Genomic DNA, 19,414 nt, shown 5'->3' on the forward strand with positions numbered 1-19,414 from the left:
GGCTGCGTGCAATGGATTTACAGGCACGTACCCGGATGGACGGATGCCGTCCTCTAGGGGCTTTACTTGATTTGAGAGGGGAGATGATCAGAATGGCTTTTGATAAAGAAATCGAATTTTGGAAAGCGAAACTCGATACTGAAGATACGCCTACGACTTTGCCCTACACGAGCACTCCAAGCAGTGAAGCGGCACGACATTATTCCGTTTCTGTTACGATGCCTGCTGAAATTTCGGAACGAATTATTCGCATGTCTAAGGGCTCGCATCAAGCAGCCTTCATGATTTTACTAGGTGGCATCCAATGCTTGCTGCACAAATACACGAGTGAGAATCGCATCGTCATCGGCATGCCTATCGTGCGAAAAGCAGGGGAGAAGAGACTTCCCATCAATCAAGTCGTCCTATTGAAGGAGAATGTCAATGAAGAGCTCACGTTCAAATCCTTGCTTACTTCACTGAAACAATCCTTTACAGAAGCGATTCGACATCAGCATATCCCCTTCCGGCTCATAACTGAGCAGATGAATGTACAAGAAAAGAATGGCTTGCCTGTCATCAATACGATGGCAGCTCTGAAGAATATACATACCGTTAACTTTATTCCAACGGTTGTTGCAGATGTATTGTTCCAATTTGAGTTCGAAGCTGAGAACCTCCTTTTGAGCGTTGTATATAACGAACGTGTCTATGACTCGGTATTTATATCGCAAATCATTGAGCATTTGCAGCGCGTGCTGAGCATCGTATTGCTTGAGCCAAATACGAATTTAGGGGATCTTCGCTTACTTTCGGATGAGGAAACATCGCTGCTCCTGCACGGATTTAATACGACGGCTGCAGAGTATCCACGTGACCGAACAATTCATGAACTCTTCACGGAACAAGCACGTCGCACGCCGAATGCTGTTGCGGCAGTTTATGGGCAGCAACAGTTAACATATGCCGAGCTAAATGGAAGGGCGAACAGGCTGGCGCGTACGTTACAGAACGCTGGCGTTCGATCCGATCAGCTCGTTGGCATCATGGCCGAACGGTCGCTCGAAATGATTGTAGGCTTGCTAGCCATCATGAAGGCTGGCGGGGCCTATGTTCCGATCGACCCTGAATATCCGCAGGAGCGCATTCGTTATATGCTCGAGGATTCGGGAGCGCAGACGCTAATGCTTCAAGACCATCTTCGCGAGCGTGTCACCTATGAAGGCACGATCGTGGATATGAATAGCGAACATAATTATCATGACGACGAGACGGAACTTTCCTCTGTGTCCGATTCAAGCAACTTGGCATATGTCATCTATACTTCGGGCACGACAGGCAATCCGAAAGGGGTCATGATTGAACATAGAAGCGCAGTCAATGCGCTGTTGTGGAGAATTCGGACATACGGGCATTCTTCCTTCGACCGGGTTCTGCAATTGTTTTCATTTTCCTTTGACGGCTTCGTCATGAGCGCGTTCTGCTCATTATTGTCCGGCGCAGGTTTATTTTTACTTAAGGAAGAAGACGCGAAGGATCCGCTCGCCTTGCATGGCGCTATCAGCCAATCGGGAATCACGCACTTCATTTGCGTACCAAATCTATACGGAGCGCTGCTCAATGTGATGCAGGCCGAATCTGTGTCTACGCTGCGTACAGTGACATTGGCTGGCGAGAGTGTCAGCAGTGCATTAGTAGCTAGAAGCAAGGAGCAGCTTCCTGATGTAAAGCTGTTTAATGAATATGGACCGACAGAGAACAGCGTCGTGGCGACCTGCGCAATCGGCCTCGAGAAGGATCAACCCATCACCATTGGTACACCGATCTCTAATGCGAGTGTACTGATTTTGAATACTTCTGGAGAGTTGCAGCCGTTACATGTGCCGGGCGAATTATGCATAGCCGGTGAGGGACTGGCGAGAGGTTACTTGAACCGTCCGGAATTAACGGAAGAGAAATTTGCGGCTCATCCATTTGTGCCAGGTGAACGCATTTACCATACTGGTGATTCCGCCAGATGGCTGCCGAACGGCACAATTGAATATTTGGGACGGATTGATCACCAAGTCAAAATCCGTGGATTCCGTATCGAGCTGGGCGAAATCGAGTCGAGCTTGAAGAAGGTAGCGGGTGTGCGAGAGGTCATCGTGGATGCTAGGCCGGACGGTAATGGCCAACATATGCTGTGTGCGTACATGGTAGCTGACGCTGAGCTTACTGTGACGGAATTAAGGGAGGCGTTGTCTTCCAATCTGCCGGATTACATGATTCCTTCTCACTTTGTGCAAATGGAACAGCTGCCACTTACGCCAAGCGGCAAGCTGGATCGCAAGTCATTGCCCGATCCCCAAGCTAACATGGCTATTGGCACGGAGTATATTGCGCCTCGTACTCCACTTGAAGAACGACTTGCGCAAATCTGGCAGGAGTCGCTTGGTGTGGAAAGGGTCGGCATCAAGGATAATTTCTTCGCCCTTGGCGGACACTCGCTGCGGGCAGCTACATTGGCAAGCAAGCTTCACAAGGAGTTGAACGTCAATGTGCCGCTTCGGGATTTGTTCCGCAATCCGACGATCGAAGAATTGGCTTTGCTTATGGAAGGGATGGAGCAGCAGGAGTTCAGCGCGATTGAACGGGTAAAGGAAAGCGAGTATTATTCGGTATCTTCAGCGCAAAAGAGGCTGTATGTCCTGCAGCAGCTCGAAGGTGCGGAACAGAGTTACAATATGCCGGGTGCCATGCTGCTGGAGGGACTGCTGGATAGAGAACGCCTCGAAGCCTCATTCCGCAAGCTGATTGCACGACATGAGACACTGCGTACCGGATTCGAGCTGATGGACGGAGAACCGGTGCAGAAGGTGTATCAGGATGTAAGCTTTGCCATTGAGTATATGCAGACAAGCGAGGCGGAAGCGGCGCAGAAAGCCCGCGAATTTATCCGAGCGTTCGACTTGATGACTCCGCCGTTGATGAGGGTTGGCTTAATTGAAATGGCGCCGGATCGACATGTGCTCCTCTATGACATGCACCATATCATTTCTGACGGTGCATCTATGGGAGTCGTAGTAGAGGAGTTCGCTCGGTTGTATGGGGGTGAGGAGCTGCCACCGCTGCGTATTCAATATAAAGACTTTGCCGCTTGGCAGCAATCGGAAGCACAGCAGAAGCGCTCGAAGCAGCAGGAGGCCTACTGGCTGCAAGCATTTAGCGGCGAACTTCCTGTACTTGAGCTTCCAACGGATTACGCGCGCCCAGCCATTCAGAGCTACGAAGGGGAGACCTATGAATTTACGGTCGATTCGGATATAAGTACGGCATTGCAACGCCTCGCAGCGGATAGCGGAACGACGTTATACATGGTTCTGCTCGCAGCTTACACGGTGCTGCTGCATAAGTACACGGGTCAGGAAGATATTGTCGTCGGCACGACGAACGCAGGGAGAATGCACGACGATTTGCAGCCGCTTATTGGTATGTTCGTCAATACGCTCGCAATTCGCAATTATCCGGCTGGAGAATCGACTTTCCGTGCTTATTTGGAACAAGTGAAGGAGCAGGCGTTAGCTGCATTTGAACATCAGGAGTACCCATTCGAAGAGCTTGTTGAGAAGCTTCATGTTACAAGAGACATGAGCCGCAACCCGCTGTTCGATACGATGTTCTCCCTACAAAATATGGAGAACAAGGATTTTGAACTTCCAGGACTCCAATTGAAGCCGTATGGCTTCGAACACCAAATATCCAAGTTCGATCTCAGCTTGGACGTTGCGGAAGGAGCGGATGGGCTCGCTTGCAGCTTGGAGTATGCTTCGTCCTTATACAGACAAGACACAATCGTAAGAATGGCGGATCATTATCGACAGCTGCTTCATTCAATTGCACAGTCGCCTGAGGCGCAAATCTCCGTGCTCGGGATGTTGACGACGGGTGAGCAAGAGCAAATTCGATTCAAGTTCAATCATGATCCGTCAGAAATGGAGCAGAAGCACACGGTTCATCAACTCTTTGAGGAGCAGGCCGCTCTTACACCGGAACGAACTGCGGTCGTGCATGAGAATGAACAACTGTCGTATCGGGAGTTGAACGAGAGGGCGAACCGTCTGGCACGTACGCTTCGTCAACACGGCGTGCAGCCGGAGCAGCTCGTCGGCATCTTGGCAGACCGTTCGCTGGACATGATCGTGGGCATTATGGCGATCTTGAAGGCAGGCGGCGCTTACGTTCCAATTGATCCGAAATATCCGGAAGAACGTATCCGTTACATGCTGGAGGATTCCAAGGCAAACGTATTGGTGACGCAGAGCCATTTACAGTCTCTCTCATCGTTTGACGGTACATGGGTTCTGCTTGATGAGGAGTCATCCTATGCTGAGGATGCTGCCAATCTTGTGTCCATCACTGAACCACAACACCTGGCTTACGTCATTTATACATCGGGCACGACCGGACAGCCGAAGGGTGCCATGATTGAGCACAGACAACTGACAGTTATGGCGAAGGCTTGGGAATGTGAATATCGTCTGCGGGAAGAAAGCATTCGCTGGATGCAATGGGCGAGCTTCTCATTCGACGTATTTTCAGGTGATTTGATTCGTGCGCTGCTGCATGGCGGGGAACTGGTTCTTTGCCCTGAGCATGCACGTGCGAATCCGGCTGCAATCTACGAATTGATCCGGAAGCATCGTCTTCATATGTTCGACTGCACGCCGTCTATCGTCATTCCGCTTATGGAATATGTGTATGAGAACAAGCTGGATATCAGCAGCTTGAAGCTTGTCGCCGTTGGATCGGACTATTGCCCGCCGGATGAGTTTCAGAAGATGCTGGATCGATTCGGTTCGCAGTTCCGCATCATTAATAGCTATGGCGTGACTGAGACATGCATCGATGCCAGCTATTATGAACCAACGACTCCAACTGTTCCAAGAGCGCTACCGATTGGAAAACCATTGCCGGGTGTAACGATGTACATTATGGACGGACAACGTTCCTTGCTTCCGGTTGGTGTCATCGGTGAGCTTTATATCGGCGGCCCATGCGTCGGTCGCGGGTATTGGAATCGCCCAGAGATGACGAGTGAGAAATTCGTCGCAGATCCATTCCTGCAGGATCACCGAATGTACCGCACAGGGGATCTGGCTCGTTGGATGCCGGATGGCAACATCGAATATTTAGGCCGTATCGACCATCAAGTGAAAATACGTGGTTACCGCATTGAGAACGGCGAAGTCGAGTCCAAGCTTCTCAAGGTGGAGACTGTTCGGGAGAGTGTCGTCGTGGCGCGTCAGGATCCGAACGGGACAAAAGCATTATGCGCTTATTTCGTTGCGGATCGCAATCTGACGGTGAGTGAACTGAGAAGCGCATTGGCCGATGAATTGCCCGCATATATGATTCCATCCTATTTCGTTCAACTGGATCGCCTGCCGCTCACACCGAACGGGAAAGTCGATCGCAAGGCGCTGCCTGCCCCGGAAGCGGGTGCGCACACGGGGATTGAATACGTGGCGCCGCGCACGGAAGAGGAGTTAGCGCTGGCGAATGTATGGCAAACCGTCCTTGGTATTGAACGAGTCGGTGTGCTGGATCATTTCTTTGAGCTTGGAGGCGACTCCATCAAGTCTATCCAAGTTGCTTCCCGATTGCAGCAAGCAGGCTATAAGCTTGAAATTCGGGATCTGTTCAAGTATCCAACGATTGCCCAACTGGGATCCCACTTGCAGAGGGTAAGCAAGGTTGCAGATCAGGGCGAAGTATCAGGTGACGTGCCGCTTACACCGATTCTTGGATGGTTTTTCGAACAGCAGTTTGCCGACGCGCATCACTATAACCAGTCGATCATGCTGTACCGGAGAGAAGGCTTTAACGAAGCGGCAATCCGCAATGTACTTCAGGCAGTAACGGAACATCACGATGCGCTGCGCATCGTATTCCGACGGAATGATCAAGGTGATTATACAGCTTGGAATCGCGCAATCGAAGAGGGAGAATTGTTCCATCTGGAAGTTCTGAACCTTACTGGCTCAGCATCAGGTGATCATGAGCAGAATGTACGGCAGATCATTGAAGCCAAGGCCACGGAGATTCAGCGCGGCTTCGACCTGCACGATGGGCCGTTGGCAAGAGCCGGATTGTTCCGTACCGATGAGGGGGATCATCTTCTGCTTGTTATGCACCATGGCGTTGTTGACGGTGTGTCCTGGCGCATCTTGCTGGAGGATATCGCTACTGGATATGAACAAGCGTTGAAGGGAGAGCCTGTTCGGCTGCCTGCCAAGACGGACAGCTTCCGCACATGGGCGAATCAGCTCGCGTCATATGCACGAAGCGAAGCCATGATAGAGGAACAAGTCTTCTGGGAACAGGCAGAAGCGAATGCAACGAGTATTTTGCCTTTGCCGAAGGATTTTGAAGCGAAGACATCCTTGCAACAGGATAGCGAGTCGGTCGTAGTGGAATGGAGCCGGGAGGAGACGGATATGCTGCTGAAGCATGTTCACCGGGCTTATAACACGGACATGAACGACATTCTGCTCGCGGCGCTCGGCATGGCTATACAGCAATGGTGTGGACATGAGAAAGCCCTAGTTACACTTGAAGGACACGGCCGCGAAAATATCATGCCGGAGCTTGATATTTCGCGCACTGTGGGGTGGTTCACGAGTGAATATCCATTCCTGCTCGAGAGCGATCCGAACAAGAGTTTGTCCTATCGAATCAAACGAATGAAGGAAAATTTGCGACGTATTCCGAATAAAGGCATCGGTTATGGCATTCATCGATATTTATCGGACTCAGGTACGGAAAATGTATCACGATCAGAAGCATCAGCTCAGCCAGAAATCAGCTTCAACTATTTGGGACAATTCGATCAGGATTTGCAGAACAATGAGATGGAAGTCTCTTCATATTCGGGCGGAGCAGAGATAAGCGTTCGTCAGGCTCGTAACACCACACTTGATTTTAACGGGATGATATCGGCTGGGGTTCTTGCATTGGAAGTGAGCTACAGCAGCAAGCAATACCGCCGCGATACGATCGACCGACTGGCAGGATTGCTGAAGGGAAGTTTGCAGGAGATCGTTGCCCACTGCGCATCGAAAGATAAGCCAGAATTGACACCAAGTGACGTATTGGTTAACGGGCTTGGTATTGAGGATCTGGAGCGTATTGCGGAGCAGACGAGGGATCTCGGGGACATCGAGAACATTTATGCACTGACGCCGATGCAGAAGGGAATGTGGTTCCATAACGCGATGGACGGTCAAGCGGGCGCTTATTTTGAACAGACTCGCTTTTCGATTCAAGGAGAGCTTGACGTTCAGCTATTCGCAAGCAGCCTAGATGTAATCGCGACGCGCCATGCGGTGCTTCGCACCAATTTCTTCAGCGGCTGGAACGGAGAATTGCTGCAAATTGTATACCGGAATAAGAATCTGGAATTTAGTTACGAGGATCTAACGGAATTGCCGGAGCATGAGAAGCAGGATCGAGTTGAAGCGATGGCGCAAGCTGACAAGCAGCGGGGCTTCAATCTGGAGCGCGATGCGCTCATGCGGGTGTCCGTGTTGCGGACGAGCGTGAACTGCAGTCATGTCATTTGGAGCTCTCATCATATTCTGATGGATGGCTGGTGCTTGCCGCAGCTCACGCAAGAATGGCTCGAGACGTATTCCGATTCCGTAAATGGACGGTCAAGCAGCCGATCGGGAGCATCGCCATACAGTCTCTATATTGAATGGCTGTACAGGCAGGATTACACAGCTGCATCTCAGTATTGGAGTGACTATCTGTCGGATTACGATCAGCAAACGGTTCTTCCTCAGAAGAAATCGAGCGGGCGCAGCGATGTATATATTGCTGACAATCTCGTATTTGAACTGGGCGAGGCTTTAACTGCGAAGATGCATCGGGTAGCGAAGCAGCATCAGCTGACGCTGAACACGCTAATGCAGGCGGCATGGGGCATTATTTTGCAGAAGTACAACAATACCGGCGACGCTGTATTCGGCGGAGTCGTATCGGGCAGACCGGCGGAAATCCCAGGCATTGAATCCATGATTGGACTATTCATTAACACCATTCCGATTCGTGTTGTGTGTGAAGCGGATGACAGATTTGCCGACGTGATGAAGCAACTTCAGGAGAAGGCACTGGAGTCAGGGCGGTATGATTATTATCCGCTGTATGACATACAGGCGCTCAGCGCTCATAAGCAGGATTTGATTAATCATATTCTGGTGTTCGAAAATTACCCGATGGAAGAGCAAATGGAACAGGCTGGTGATGAGCGGGGACAATTGAACATTACTGACGTGCGGGTGGCCGAGCAGACGAGCTATGATTTCAATCTCGTAGTGATGCCTGGCGAGGATATGATGATTCGCCTCGAGTACAATGCCGCCATGTATGTTCGAGCAGATATGGAGAGAGTGCGGCAGCATCTGATTCACGTCCTTGAGCAGGTAACAGCTGATCCGGCCATTGCTGTGAAAGATGTCCGTCTGGCGACCGACGTCGAGAAGGCAGAGCTTCTGACGGCATTCAATGATACGGAAGTCGAATATCCTCGCGAACAGATGATTCATCGGATGTTCGAGGAGCAGGTTCAGCGGACGCCGGATGCGGCGGCGGTGTTGTACGGAGCAGATACGATGACCTACCAGGAGATGAATGATCGTGCCAATCAGTTGGCGCGGACACTGCGAGCAGCAGGCGTTGTTCCGGATCAGATCGTCGGCATTATGGCGGAACGATCGTTAGAGCTAATGGTTGGCATCATGGGGATATTGAAAGCTGGCGGCGCTTATGTGCCGATCGCGCCGGATTATCCAGAAGAACGCATCCGATATATGCTGGACGATTCCGAGGCTCAAGTACTGATTGTTCAAGGCAGCGTGGGTGAAGCAATTGATTTTGCTGGCCGCGTTATTAATCTGGATGATGCTGACTCGTACGATCAGGATAACTCAAACCTTGAGGTGGTCAACAAGCCAACCGATATCGCCTACATCATCTATACATCTGGTACGACCGGACGTCCGAAAGGGGTTATGGTCGAGCATACGTCAGTCATCAACCGCTTGTTGTGGATGCAGAAGCGGTACCCGATTGATGCGAATGACACCATTATGCAGAAGACGGCGATCACGTTCGACGTATCTGTTTGGGAGCTGTTCTGGTGGGCATTTGTCGGATCGAAGGTGCTTATGCTTCCAGTTGGCGGAGAGAAGAATCCGGCAGCAATCGTTGAGGCGATTGAACAGTACGATATTACGACCATGCACTTCGTGCCATCAATGCTGCACGCCTTCCTCGAGCATATCGAGCAGCTGCCTGAGGCAGAGCGTGATCGTCTGTCTCCACTCCAGCAGGTGTTCACGAGCGGTGAGGCGCTGTTGGCATCGCAGGTCGAGCGATTCCATCAGTATGTTGTACCTGCCAGCGGAGCACGACTCATCAATCTGTACGGTCCGACAGAGGCAACGGTTGATGTCACGTACTTCGACTGCGAACTAGGCCAAACGTATGTGAGTGTGCCGATTGGCAAGCCGATTGACAATACACGCATCTATATCGTGAACGAGCACAATCAAGTACAGCCGATCGGCATCGCGGGCGAACTGTGCATCGCGGGCGTCGGATTGGCGCGCGGATACTGGAACCGTCCAGAACTGACAGAAGAGAAATTCGTATTGGTGCCTTCCGTGGGTGAACGGATGTACCGAACAGGTGATCTCGCGCGGTGGCTGCCAGACGGCAACATCGAATATTTAGGACGGATTGATCATCAGGTGAAAATCCGCGGCTATCGAATCGAGCTTGGCGAGCTGGAGACTGCGCTGCTGAATATTGACGCGGTTCGGGAGACAGTCGTCGTTGCGAGGGAAGACGAGAGCGGACAGAAGTCACTTTGCGCCTACTATGTAGCAGACGGAGAAGCAACAGTAAGTGACCTGCGAGCCGCACTTGCCGCCGAACTGCCAAGCTACATGATTCCATCATACTTCGTAAGGCTGGAGCAGATGCCGCTGGCGCCGAACGGCAAGCTGGATCGCAAAGCTTTACCGGCTCCAGAGAGAAGCCTTCAAGTTGAATCGGAATATGTTGCTCCGCGCACGGAAGCGGAACAGATGCTGGCAACCGTATGGCAAGCCGTACTTGGCATCGAACGTGTCGGGATAACCGATCACTTCTTCGAGCTTGGCGGAGATTCCATCAAGTCCATTCAAGTGGCAGCAAGAATGCAGCAGGCGGGCTTCAAGCTTGAAATTCGCGACTTGTTCAAATACCCAACGGTTACACAGTTGGTTCCATACATGCAGCCGATTAATCGAACGGCTGATCAGGGAGAAGTCGTCGGTGAGGTGCCGATGACACCGATTCTTCATTGGTTCGAGCATCAGCAGTTTGCGAATCCGCATCATTTCAATCAGTCGGTAATGCTGTATCGCAAGGATGGCTTTGTCGCAGATGCAGTGCGCAAGGCGCTTCATAAGTTGGTTGAACACCACGATGCGCTTCGTATTGTAATTCAGAGAACGGAACAAGGAGAATTTTCGCTCTGGAATCGATCCCTAGTAGAGGGCGAACTCTTCAGTATGGAAGAGATCGATTTAACGGATCAGTCGGATTTTGCCGCAGCGATTGAAGCGGAAGCAAACCACATTCAAGGCAGTATTGATCTACAGGCAGGGCCTTTGGTCAAGGCAGGCTTATTCCACGGCAGTGATGGTGATCACTTGCTGCTCGTTATCCACCACGCAGTCATCGATGGCGTGTCTTGGAGAATATTGCTTGAGGATCTCGCATTAGGCTACGAACAGGCGCTGAATCAACGCCAAGTACGTCTGCCGATGAAGACGGACAGCTTCCGTACATGGGCGGAACAGCTAGTAGAGTATGCGAATAGTTCAGCGATGGATAAGGAATCTGCTTATTGGCTCGGCGTCGCGCAGACGAAAGTGGCCGCCCTGCCTAAAGACAGCGAGTGCACGGTTTCCTTGCAGCGCGATAGTGAATCCGTCGTGCTCGAGTGGAATCGGGAAGATACAGAACGGCTTCTGAAGCATGTTCACCGTGCTTACAACACCGAAATGGATGATATTCTGCTCACAGCGCTTGGCAGGGCACTCATGAAGTGGCGCGGCATCGAGCGCATACTGGTTACGCTGGAAGGTCATGGTCGCGAGTCCATTATACAAGGCATGGATATTACGCGGACGGTTGGCTGGTTTACGACCGAATATCCGTTTGAGCTCGTGACGGAAGCGAACGACAGTCTTGGATCTCAGATCAAGAAGGTAAAAGAGGATTTGCGCCGCATTCCGAACAAAGGAATCGGGTACGGTCTGTTCCGGTATTTATCCAATTCGGGCAAACAGGCTTGGAATGATGCGCCAACTACACAAATTCGTTACAACTACCTGGGACAGTTCGATGCGGACTTGAGCAATAACGAACTGAGTGTATCTCCATATGCAAGCGGTTCGGAGATTAGCGATGAGCAGGAGCGCAAGTATCCGCTCGATATTAACGGCGTGATCGCAGAAGGCCAATTGACACTGGGATTAAGCTACAGCGTCAAGGAGTATCGCAAAGAGACTATGGAGAAATTGGGCGATTTCCTTACAGAATCACTGAAGGAAATTATCGCACACTGCGAATCACAGGAACGGACGCAATTGACGCCAAGTGATGTCTTGTTTAAGGGACTTAGCTTGGAGTGGCTGGATCGGATATCTTCGCAAATGCAGCATATCGGCGAGATCGAGAATGTATATGCATTGACGCCGATGCAGAAGGGAATGTGGTTCCACAGCGCGATGGACAGTCTGACGGGGGCGTACCATGAGCAGACGATGTTCACATTGGAAGGTACGCTTGATGTGGAACTGTTCTCCAGCAGTCTGAACGAATTGGCGAAGCGGCACGCTGTGTTGCGAACGAACTTCATTAGCGGCCCTCAAGGCGAACCGGTACAAGTCGTATTCCGGAACAAACCAATCGGATTCTCGTTCCAGGATGTGCGCGCTTTGAATGAAGAGGAACAGCAATCCTTCATTAAGGAAGCGGTCAGCAGTGACCAACTGCTTGGCTTCGATCTCGCACAAGGTGCCCTGATACGCGTATCGGCTATCCGTACAGGGGAATTGAGCTGCCGTGTACTGTGGAGCTCTCACCATATCCTGATGGACGGCTGGTGCCTGCCACAGCTGATGCAAGAGCTGTTCGATACGTATGCCGCCTTGCTGCAGAAGAAGTCGCCGGATAGAACAGCGGTTCCAGCTTACAGCCAATACATTGAATGGCTAGGGCAGCAGGACGAGGAGGCGGCCGGGACTTATTGGTCTGCATACTTGGCTGATTACGATCAGGTAACAGAGATCCCGCAAGAATCATCGGCGGGAATCGATAGTGAACCATATAAGGCTGAAAAATGGAGTCGTGAATTGGATGCTGGCTTGAGCGCATCCATTAGCCGGACGGCGAGACAGCATCAGGTTACGCTTAATACTTTACTGCAAGCGGCATGGGGCGTTATTTTGCAAAAATACAATGGCACAAATGATGTTGTGTTCGGCAGCGTCGTATCAGGCAGACCAGCAGAGGTGCCAGGCATTGAGACGATGATCGGCTTATTCATTAATACGATTCCGATCCGCGTCAAGTGCGAGGGAAGCACCAGCTTTGCGGAACTGATGGGGCTGCTTCAAGAACAAGCGCTGGAGTCCGGCAAGTACGATTATTATCCGCTGTATGAGATACAATCTCGAAGTGCGCTGAAGCAGAATGCGATCAGACAAATTATGGTGTTCGAGAACTACCCGATGGACGAACAGCTAGAGCAGGCGGGCGGCGACGAGCACGGTATGCCATCCTTAACTGATGTAGCGGTGGAGGAACAGACCAATTACGATTTCAACTTGATCGTTGTACCGGGAGAACAAATCTCTATTCGGTTTGATTACAATGCTAACCGCTTCGTACAAGCAGACATGGAACGGTTGATGGGGCATTTGAACAATATTTTGGAGCAGATCGTAGACAATCCACGGATTGCTGTAGAAGATCTGGAGCTCGCGACGGAAGCCGAGAAGTCGGAAGTGGTCCAATCATTCAACGATACATTTACGAATTACCCTCGAGACATGATGCTGCATCGCTTATTTGAGGAACAAGCCGAACGACATACTGATGCAGTAGCCATCTCCTTCCGAGATGTCCAGATGACGTATCGTGATTTGAACGATCGGGCGAACCGATTGGCACGTACACTGCGGGCAGTCGGAGTTGGAACGGATAAGCTGGTAGGCCTCATGTCTGAACGTTCGCCGGATATGATTATTGGTATTCTGGCAATCTTGAAGGCAGGAGGCGGGTATGTGCCAATCGATCCGGAATATCCGGAAGAACGGATTCGGTACATGCTTGAAGATTCCGGTGCGCGAATCATGCTGGCACAGCAGCACTTAACGGGGAAAATTCCAGTCATGGACGCATCACCACTTGATGCAATTATCAATCTTGACACCGAAACATCCTATGACAGCAACGGTTCGAATCTTGAGGCGAACACAGACGCAAGCAGCGAGAACTTAGCCTGTGTCATCTACACATCCGGCACGACGGGTAAGCCGAAGGGGAACTTGACGACGCACCGCAATATTGTACGTGTGGTGAGAGAAACCGAGTATATCGACATCACAAATCATGACAACGTGCTGCAAATGTCCAGCTATGCATTTGACGGGTCGACCTTCGACATCTATGGTGCACTGCTGAACGGGGCCAAGCTTGTTCTTGTACCACACGAGACGCTTCTGGAAGTACGGCAATTGGCTGAGTTGATCGTACAAGAGAAGATTTCGGTTATGTTCATCACGACGGCGTACTTCAACGTACTGGTTGATGTCCAGGCTTCCTGCTTGAGCAATATTCGGGCTATCTTATTCGGTGGCGAACGGGTATCTGTCAGCCACGTCCGCAAGGCGCTCAATCATGTCGCGCCAGGTACACTCAAGCATGTATACGGCCCGACGGAGAGCACCGTATTTGCGACTTGCCACGATGTGTACGAAGTTCCGGAGAATGCGGTGACGGTACCGATTGGACGTCCGATCAGCAATACGTCAATCTATATCGTTGATGCGAACAATAAGCTGCAGCCAGTAGGCGTTGCCGGCGAGTTGTGCGTGGCAGGTGATGGATTGGCACGAGGATATTTGAATCGTCCAGACTTGACGGCAGAGAAGTTCGTCGATTCCCCGTACGTCCAGGGAGAGCGGATGTACCGCACGGGAGACTTGGCGAAATGGCTTCCTGACGGTTCCATTGAATATGTTGGCCGAATCGACCAACAGGTGAAAATTCGCGGATATCGGATTGAGCTAGGAGAAATCGAGGCGCAGCTGCTGAATGTAGAGGATGTGCAGGAAGCGGTCGTCGTCGCACGAGACACTGACACAAGCGAGAAGCAGCTATGCGCCTACTATGTAGCGATGCGTCCGCTTGAGGCGAATCATTTGCGCGAAGTGCTGGGTCAAGCTATGCCAAGTTATATGCTTCCAGCGCACTTTATTCAGCTGGAACAGCTTCCACTCACACCGAACGGCAAGGTAGACCGCAAGGCGCTGCCGGCTCCGGAAGAAGGACGGAGCGGAGAGACTTTCGTTGCGCCGCGGACGCCGCTTGAAGCACAGCTTGTTCAAATTTGGCAGGATGTGCTCGGTATTAGCAGTGTAAGCGTGACGGATCATTTCTTCGAGTTGGGTGGTCATTCCCTGAAGGCGACGCTGCTCGTAAACAGACTGCATCAGGAGCTTAATATCGAGTTGCCGTTGAAAGACGTATTTCAATATCCGACGCTTGAAGTGATGGCGAAGCGACTCAGCAATGCGGAGGGAAGCAGGCATGTGAGTATCCCGGTGGCGGCTCCAAGCCAGCATTATCCGGTGTCTTCGGCTCAAAAACGCTTGTATATTCTTCATCAGCTTGAAGGGGCGGAACTGAGTTACAACATGCCGAACATGATGCTGCTTGAGGGAGCTGTGGATCTTGGGCGATTGGAAGAAGCCTTCAAGAGACTGATTGAGCGCCATGATACGCTGCGCACTGGATTTGAGATTGTGAACGGCGAGCCTGTTCAACGGATTTACCCGGAAGTAGACTTCGCAATCGAGCATGTGCTCGCAAACGAGGAAGGTGCTTCGAAGCTTATGCAGCAGTTTGTCCGTTCCTTCCAATTGGAGAAGCCGCCTCTGCTGCGAATCGGAGTTATCGAATTGGCGGAAGAACGTTCCATTCTCATGTTCGATATGCATCATATCATCTCAGACGGTACGTCGATGGGCATTCTCATCAATGAGTTTGTCCGCTTGTACAGTGGAGAAGAGCTTACGCCGCTGCGGATTCAATATAAGGATTACGCCGTATGGCAGCAATCGGATACTCAGCAGGAGGCAATGAAGCTGCAAGAAGGATATTGGCTAAAGGTACTGGGTGGAGAGCTTCCGGTGCTGGAAATGCCGACGGACTCCATTCGTCCGACAACGCAAAGCTTCCGCGGAGATTTGCTGCAGTTCGATCTAGATCCATTGAGAAGTGCGGGGCTGCGGAGAATTGCAGCGGAGAACGGAGCCACAATGTACATGGTGCTGCTCGCGCTGTACAAGACGATGCTTCACAAGTATTCCGCTCAAGAGGACATTATCGTAGGTACGCCGATCGCAGGCCGAAACCATGGAGACTTACAGCCGCTTCTCGGCATGTTCGTCAATACGCTGGCCATTCGAAGCTATCCGGCTGCCAGCAAGACTTTCTTATCCTATTTGGATGAAATAAAAGAAACAACACTTGCCGCCTTCGAGAATCAGAATTATCCATTCGAAGCATTGGTCGAACAGGTGCAAGTGATGCGCGATATGAGCCGCAATCCGGTATTTGATACGATGTTTATTTTGCAAAATGCGGATCAAGGTGAAATGAAGATTGATGGGGTACGACTCCAGTCGGTGCCGAATGAACACACCGTATCCAAGTTCGATTTGACCTTCCAAGCGGAAGAGGATGAAGCGGAAATCGTGTGCAGCATTGAATACGCAACAGATTTATTCAAGCGAGGCACGATTGAGCGAATGGCAAGACATTTCGAACAATTAGTCGATTCGGTGCTGGATAACCCGCAAGCAAGTCTATCTAACTTGAGCATGGTAACAAATGAGGAAAAGGCGCTGCTTCAGGATAAGTTCAATGATACGGATATGGCGCATCCAAGCGACAAGACGGTTCATGAACTGTTCGCGGAACAGGTGGAGCGGACACCAGATGCTGTTGCTGTCGTCTCTGGCTGCGAGCAATTAAGCTACGGAGAGCTCAATCGGAAGGCGAATCAGCTAGCGTGGAAGCTGCGTGAGTATGGGGTGACCGCAGAGCAGCCTGTCGGCATTATTGTCGAGCGAACGCTGAATACAGTCGTCGCAGTGATGGCCGTACTCAAAGCATCGGGCACATTCGTACCGATCGATCCCGAATATCCAGAGACGCGTATTCGCTATATGCTGGCAGACAGCGGGGCTAAGCTGGTGTTGGCGCAATCGGAGCTGCCGGGGATCATTCCTGATGACGTCCGCCTAATTGATGTACGCGATAAGTCCCTGTACCAAGGCGACGGAGCTGACGTACCGAATGGCAGCAAACCGTCCAACCTGCTCTATATCATCTACACATCCGGAACGACGGGCAATCCGAAAGGGGTCATGCTGGAGCACGGCAACATGGTCAACCTGCTGCATTATCAGCAGAAAGGCACGAACATTCCGATGCCTTCGCGGATCTTGCAATATGCGTCCGGCAGCTTCGATGTATGCTATCAGGAAATGTTCTCTGCGCTCCTGTTCGGCGGAAGCCTGTATATGGTCGACAATGAGATGCGCAAGGATCCGGTACGCTTGTTCCAGGAAATCGAAAAGCATGAAATCGATGTGATGTTCATTCCAGTGGCGTTCCTGAAATTCATCTTCGCCGAGCCGGAGTGGGCCGAAGCATTCCCGCGCTGCGTTCGCCATATCATTACGGCGGGCGAGCAGTTGGTCGTGACACCGCAAGTGCAGGCGTGCTTGAAGCGACTCGATATCTGCCTGCACAACCATTACGGGCCATCGGAGACTCATGTCGTGACGACCTACACGATGACGCCGGAAGTTATCGAGGTTGGTCTGCCGCCAATCGGCAAGCCGATCGCGAACACGAGCATTTACATCGTGAACGACAGCTTCGACCTGCAGCCGATCGGCGTGAAGGGCGAGCTCTACGTATCCGGGGCAGGTGTCGGACGCGGGTACTGGGGGAGAACGGACTTGACGGAGGAGAAGTTCCTAGATAACCCGTTCGCACCTGGTGAGCGGCTGTACAAGACAGGTGACGTAGCGCGCTGGCTTCCAGACGGCAGCATCGAGTATGTGGGACGCAGCGACCATCAGGTGAAAATCCGGGGCTTCCGCATTGAGCTGGGCGAGGTGGAATCGCAGTTGCTTCATGTACCGGCGGTACAGGAGGCGACCGTGGTGGCGCTGGAAGATCATGCGGGACAGAAGCAGTTGTGCGCGTATTTCACAGCAGAGCGCTCGCTCACGGCGGGCGAGCTGCGGGCAGCATTGTCGCAGGAGCTGCCAGGCTACATGATTCCGTCCTACTTCGTACAGTTGGAGCGGCTGCCGCTGACGCCGAATGGGAAGATCGATCGGAGAGCGCTGCCGAAGCCAGAAGGCGGCATTGAGACTGGAACGGAGTATGTCGCGCCGCGTACAGATACGGAAGCAAGACTTGCAAGCATTTGGCAGGATGTATTGGGGTTAGCAAGCGTAGGCGTGAAGGACAACTTCTTCGAGCTGGGCGGTCACTCGCTGCGGGCAACGACGCTGGTGAGCAGGCTGTACAAGGAAATGAACGTCAACTTCCCGTTAAGAGGTGTGTTCCGTCATCCGACTATCGAGGAGATGTCTCAAGCAATCTCGCAAATGGAGACCTCATGGTATACAGCCATTCCGATTGCCGAGGAGCAAGAATACTATCCGTTATCTTCGGCTCAGTTGCGACTCTATATCATGAGCCAGCTGGAAGGAAGCGAGCTCAGCTACAATATGCCTGGCATGTTGGTGCTTGAAGGACAGCTGAATCGAGATCAATTCCAGACAGCATTTTTGAAGCTCATCGCTCGTCACGAGACTTTACGTACTGGCTTTGAGATGGTAGACGGCGAGCCGATGCAGCGCATCCATCGCAATACGGAATTCGCTATTGACTACAGACAGGTATCCGAGGACGAAGTTCCGGAGATGATTGGACAATTTATCCGACCGTTCGACCTGGAGCATCCGCCATTATTGCGGGTCGGGTTGTTCGAAGTTGGGCAGGATCGGCATATTCTCGTCTTTGATATGCACCATATCATTTCTGACGGTGTCTCAATGAGCAATTTAGTTGATGAATTTACTCGATTGTATGCGAATGAAGAACGGCCGCCGCTGCGTATCCAGTACAAGGATTATGCGGTATGGCAGCAGACGAGTGAGAATCTTGAGAGGCTGAAGCACCAAGAAGACTATTGGATGAGTATGCTGCAAGGCGATCTTCCGAACACAGAGTTGCCGTTGGATTATGATAGAGCGGCGGTTCGCAGCTTCGAAGGGGAGCAGATCGAATTCGAAATTAACCCGGTAGTGACGGGTCAGCTGAACCAACTTGCTTCTAATCATGAGTGCACACTGTACATGGTCTTAATGTCCGCCTATCAGATTCTGTTATCCAAATATTGCGGTCAGGATGACATTATTGTCGGTACTCCTGTTGCGGGTCGCAATCATGCCGATTTGGAGCCGTTGATCGGTATGTTCGTCAATACCCTCGCGATTCGTAACCGTCCGCAGGGCGATAAAACGTTCCAATCGTTCTTGGCAGAGGTGAAAGAGACAACATTAGGTGCATTCGAACATCAGGAATATCCATTCGAGGAACTGATTGACCTCTTGAAGCTGCAGTGGGAGACAAGCCGCAATCCATTGTTCGATACGGTGTTCGTCCTCCAGAATACGGAGGAGCGTGAAGCCGGAATCGGTGGATTGACGATATCACCTTACGTGACAGATGACTCGGTCAGCGCGAAGTTCGATCTGACGCTGTCTGTATCGGAAGAAGACGATGGGATGAAGGGAAGCTTCCTGTATGCTTCCAAGCTGTTCAAAGCAGCTGGCATACACAGAATGATGAGAGATTACTTGTCAATCCTGTCCCAAGTATGCGAGAACCCTCGCATCCGCATTCAAGATATTTCGATAAGTGGACAGCAGACACAGGAAAAGAGCAAGATCGATACGATCGAGTTCGCGTTCTAAAATGTGCTGGCAGCAGGTATTGCGGTAAGGCAGCAACGCCTTAC

General features: G+C 51.5%; 1 protein-coding gene. It reads left to right on the forward strand.

Features of this window, described 5'->3' with window-relative positions; translation table 11 throughout:
• Positions 1 to 92: 92 nt before the first annotated feature.
• Positions 93 to 19,370, forward strand: coding sequence for a non-ribosomal peptide synthase/polyketide synthase (locus PBN151_RS22675; protein ID WP_072730798.1), 19,278 nt, complete (start codon positions 93 to 95; stop codon positions 19,368 to 19,370).
• Positions 19,371 to 19,414 lie beyond the last annotated feature (44 nt).

The organism is Paenibacillus sp. NAIST15-1 (genome assembly GCF_001894745.1).
GTDB classification, from domain to species: domain Bacteria; phylum Bacillota; class Bacilli; order Paenibacillales; family Paenibacillaceae; genus Paenibacillus_B; species Paenibacillus_B suaedae.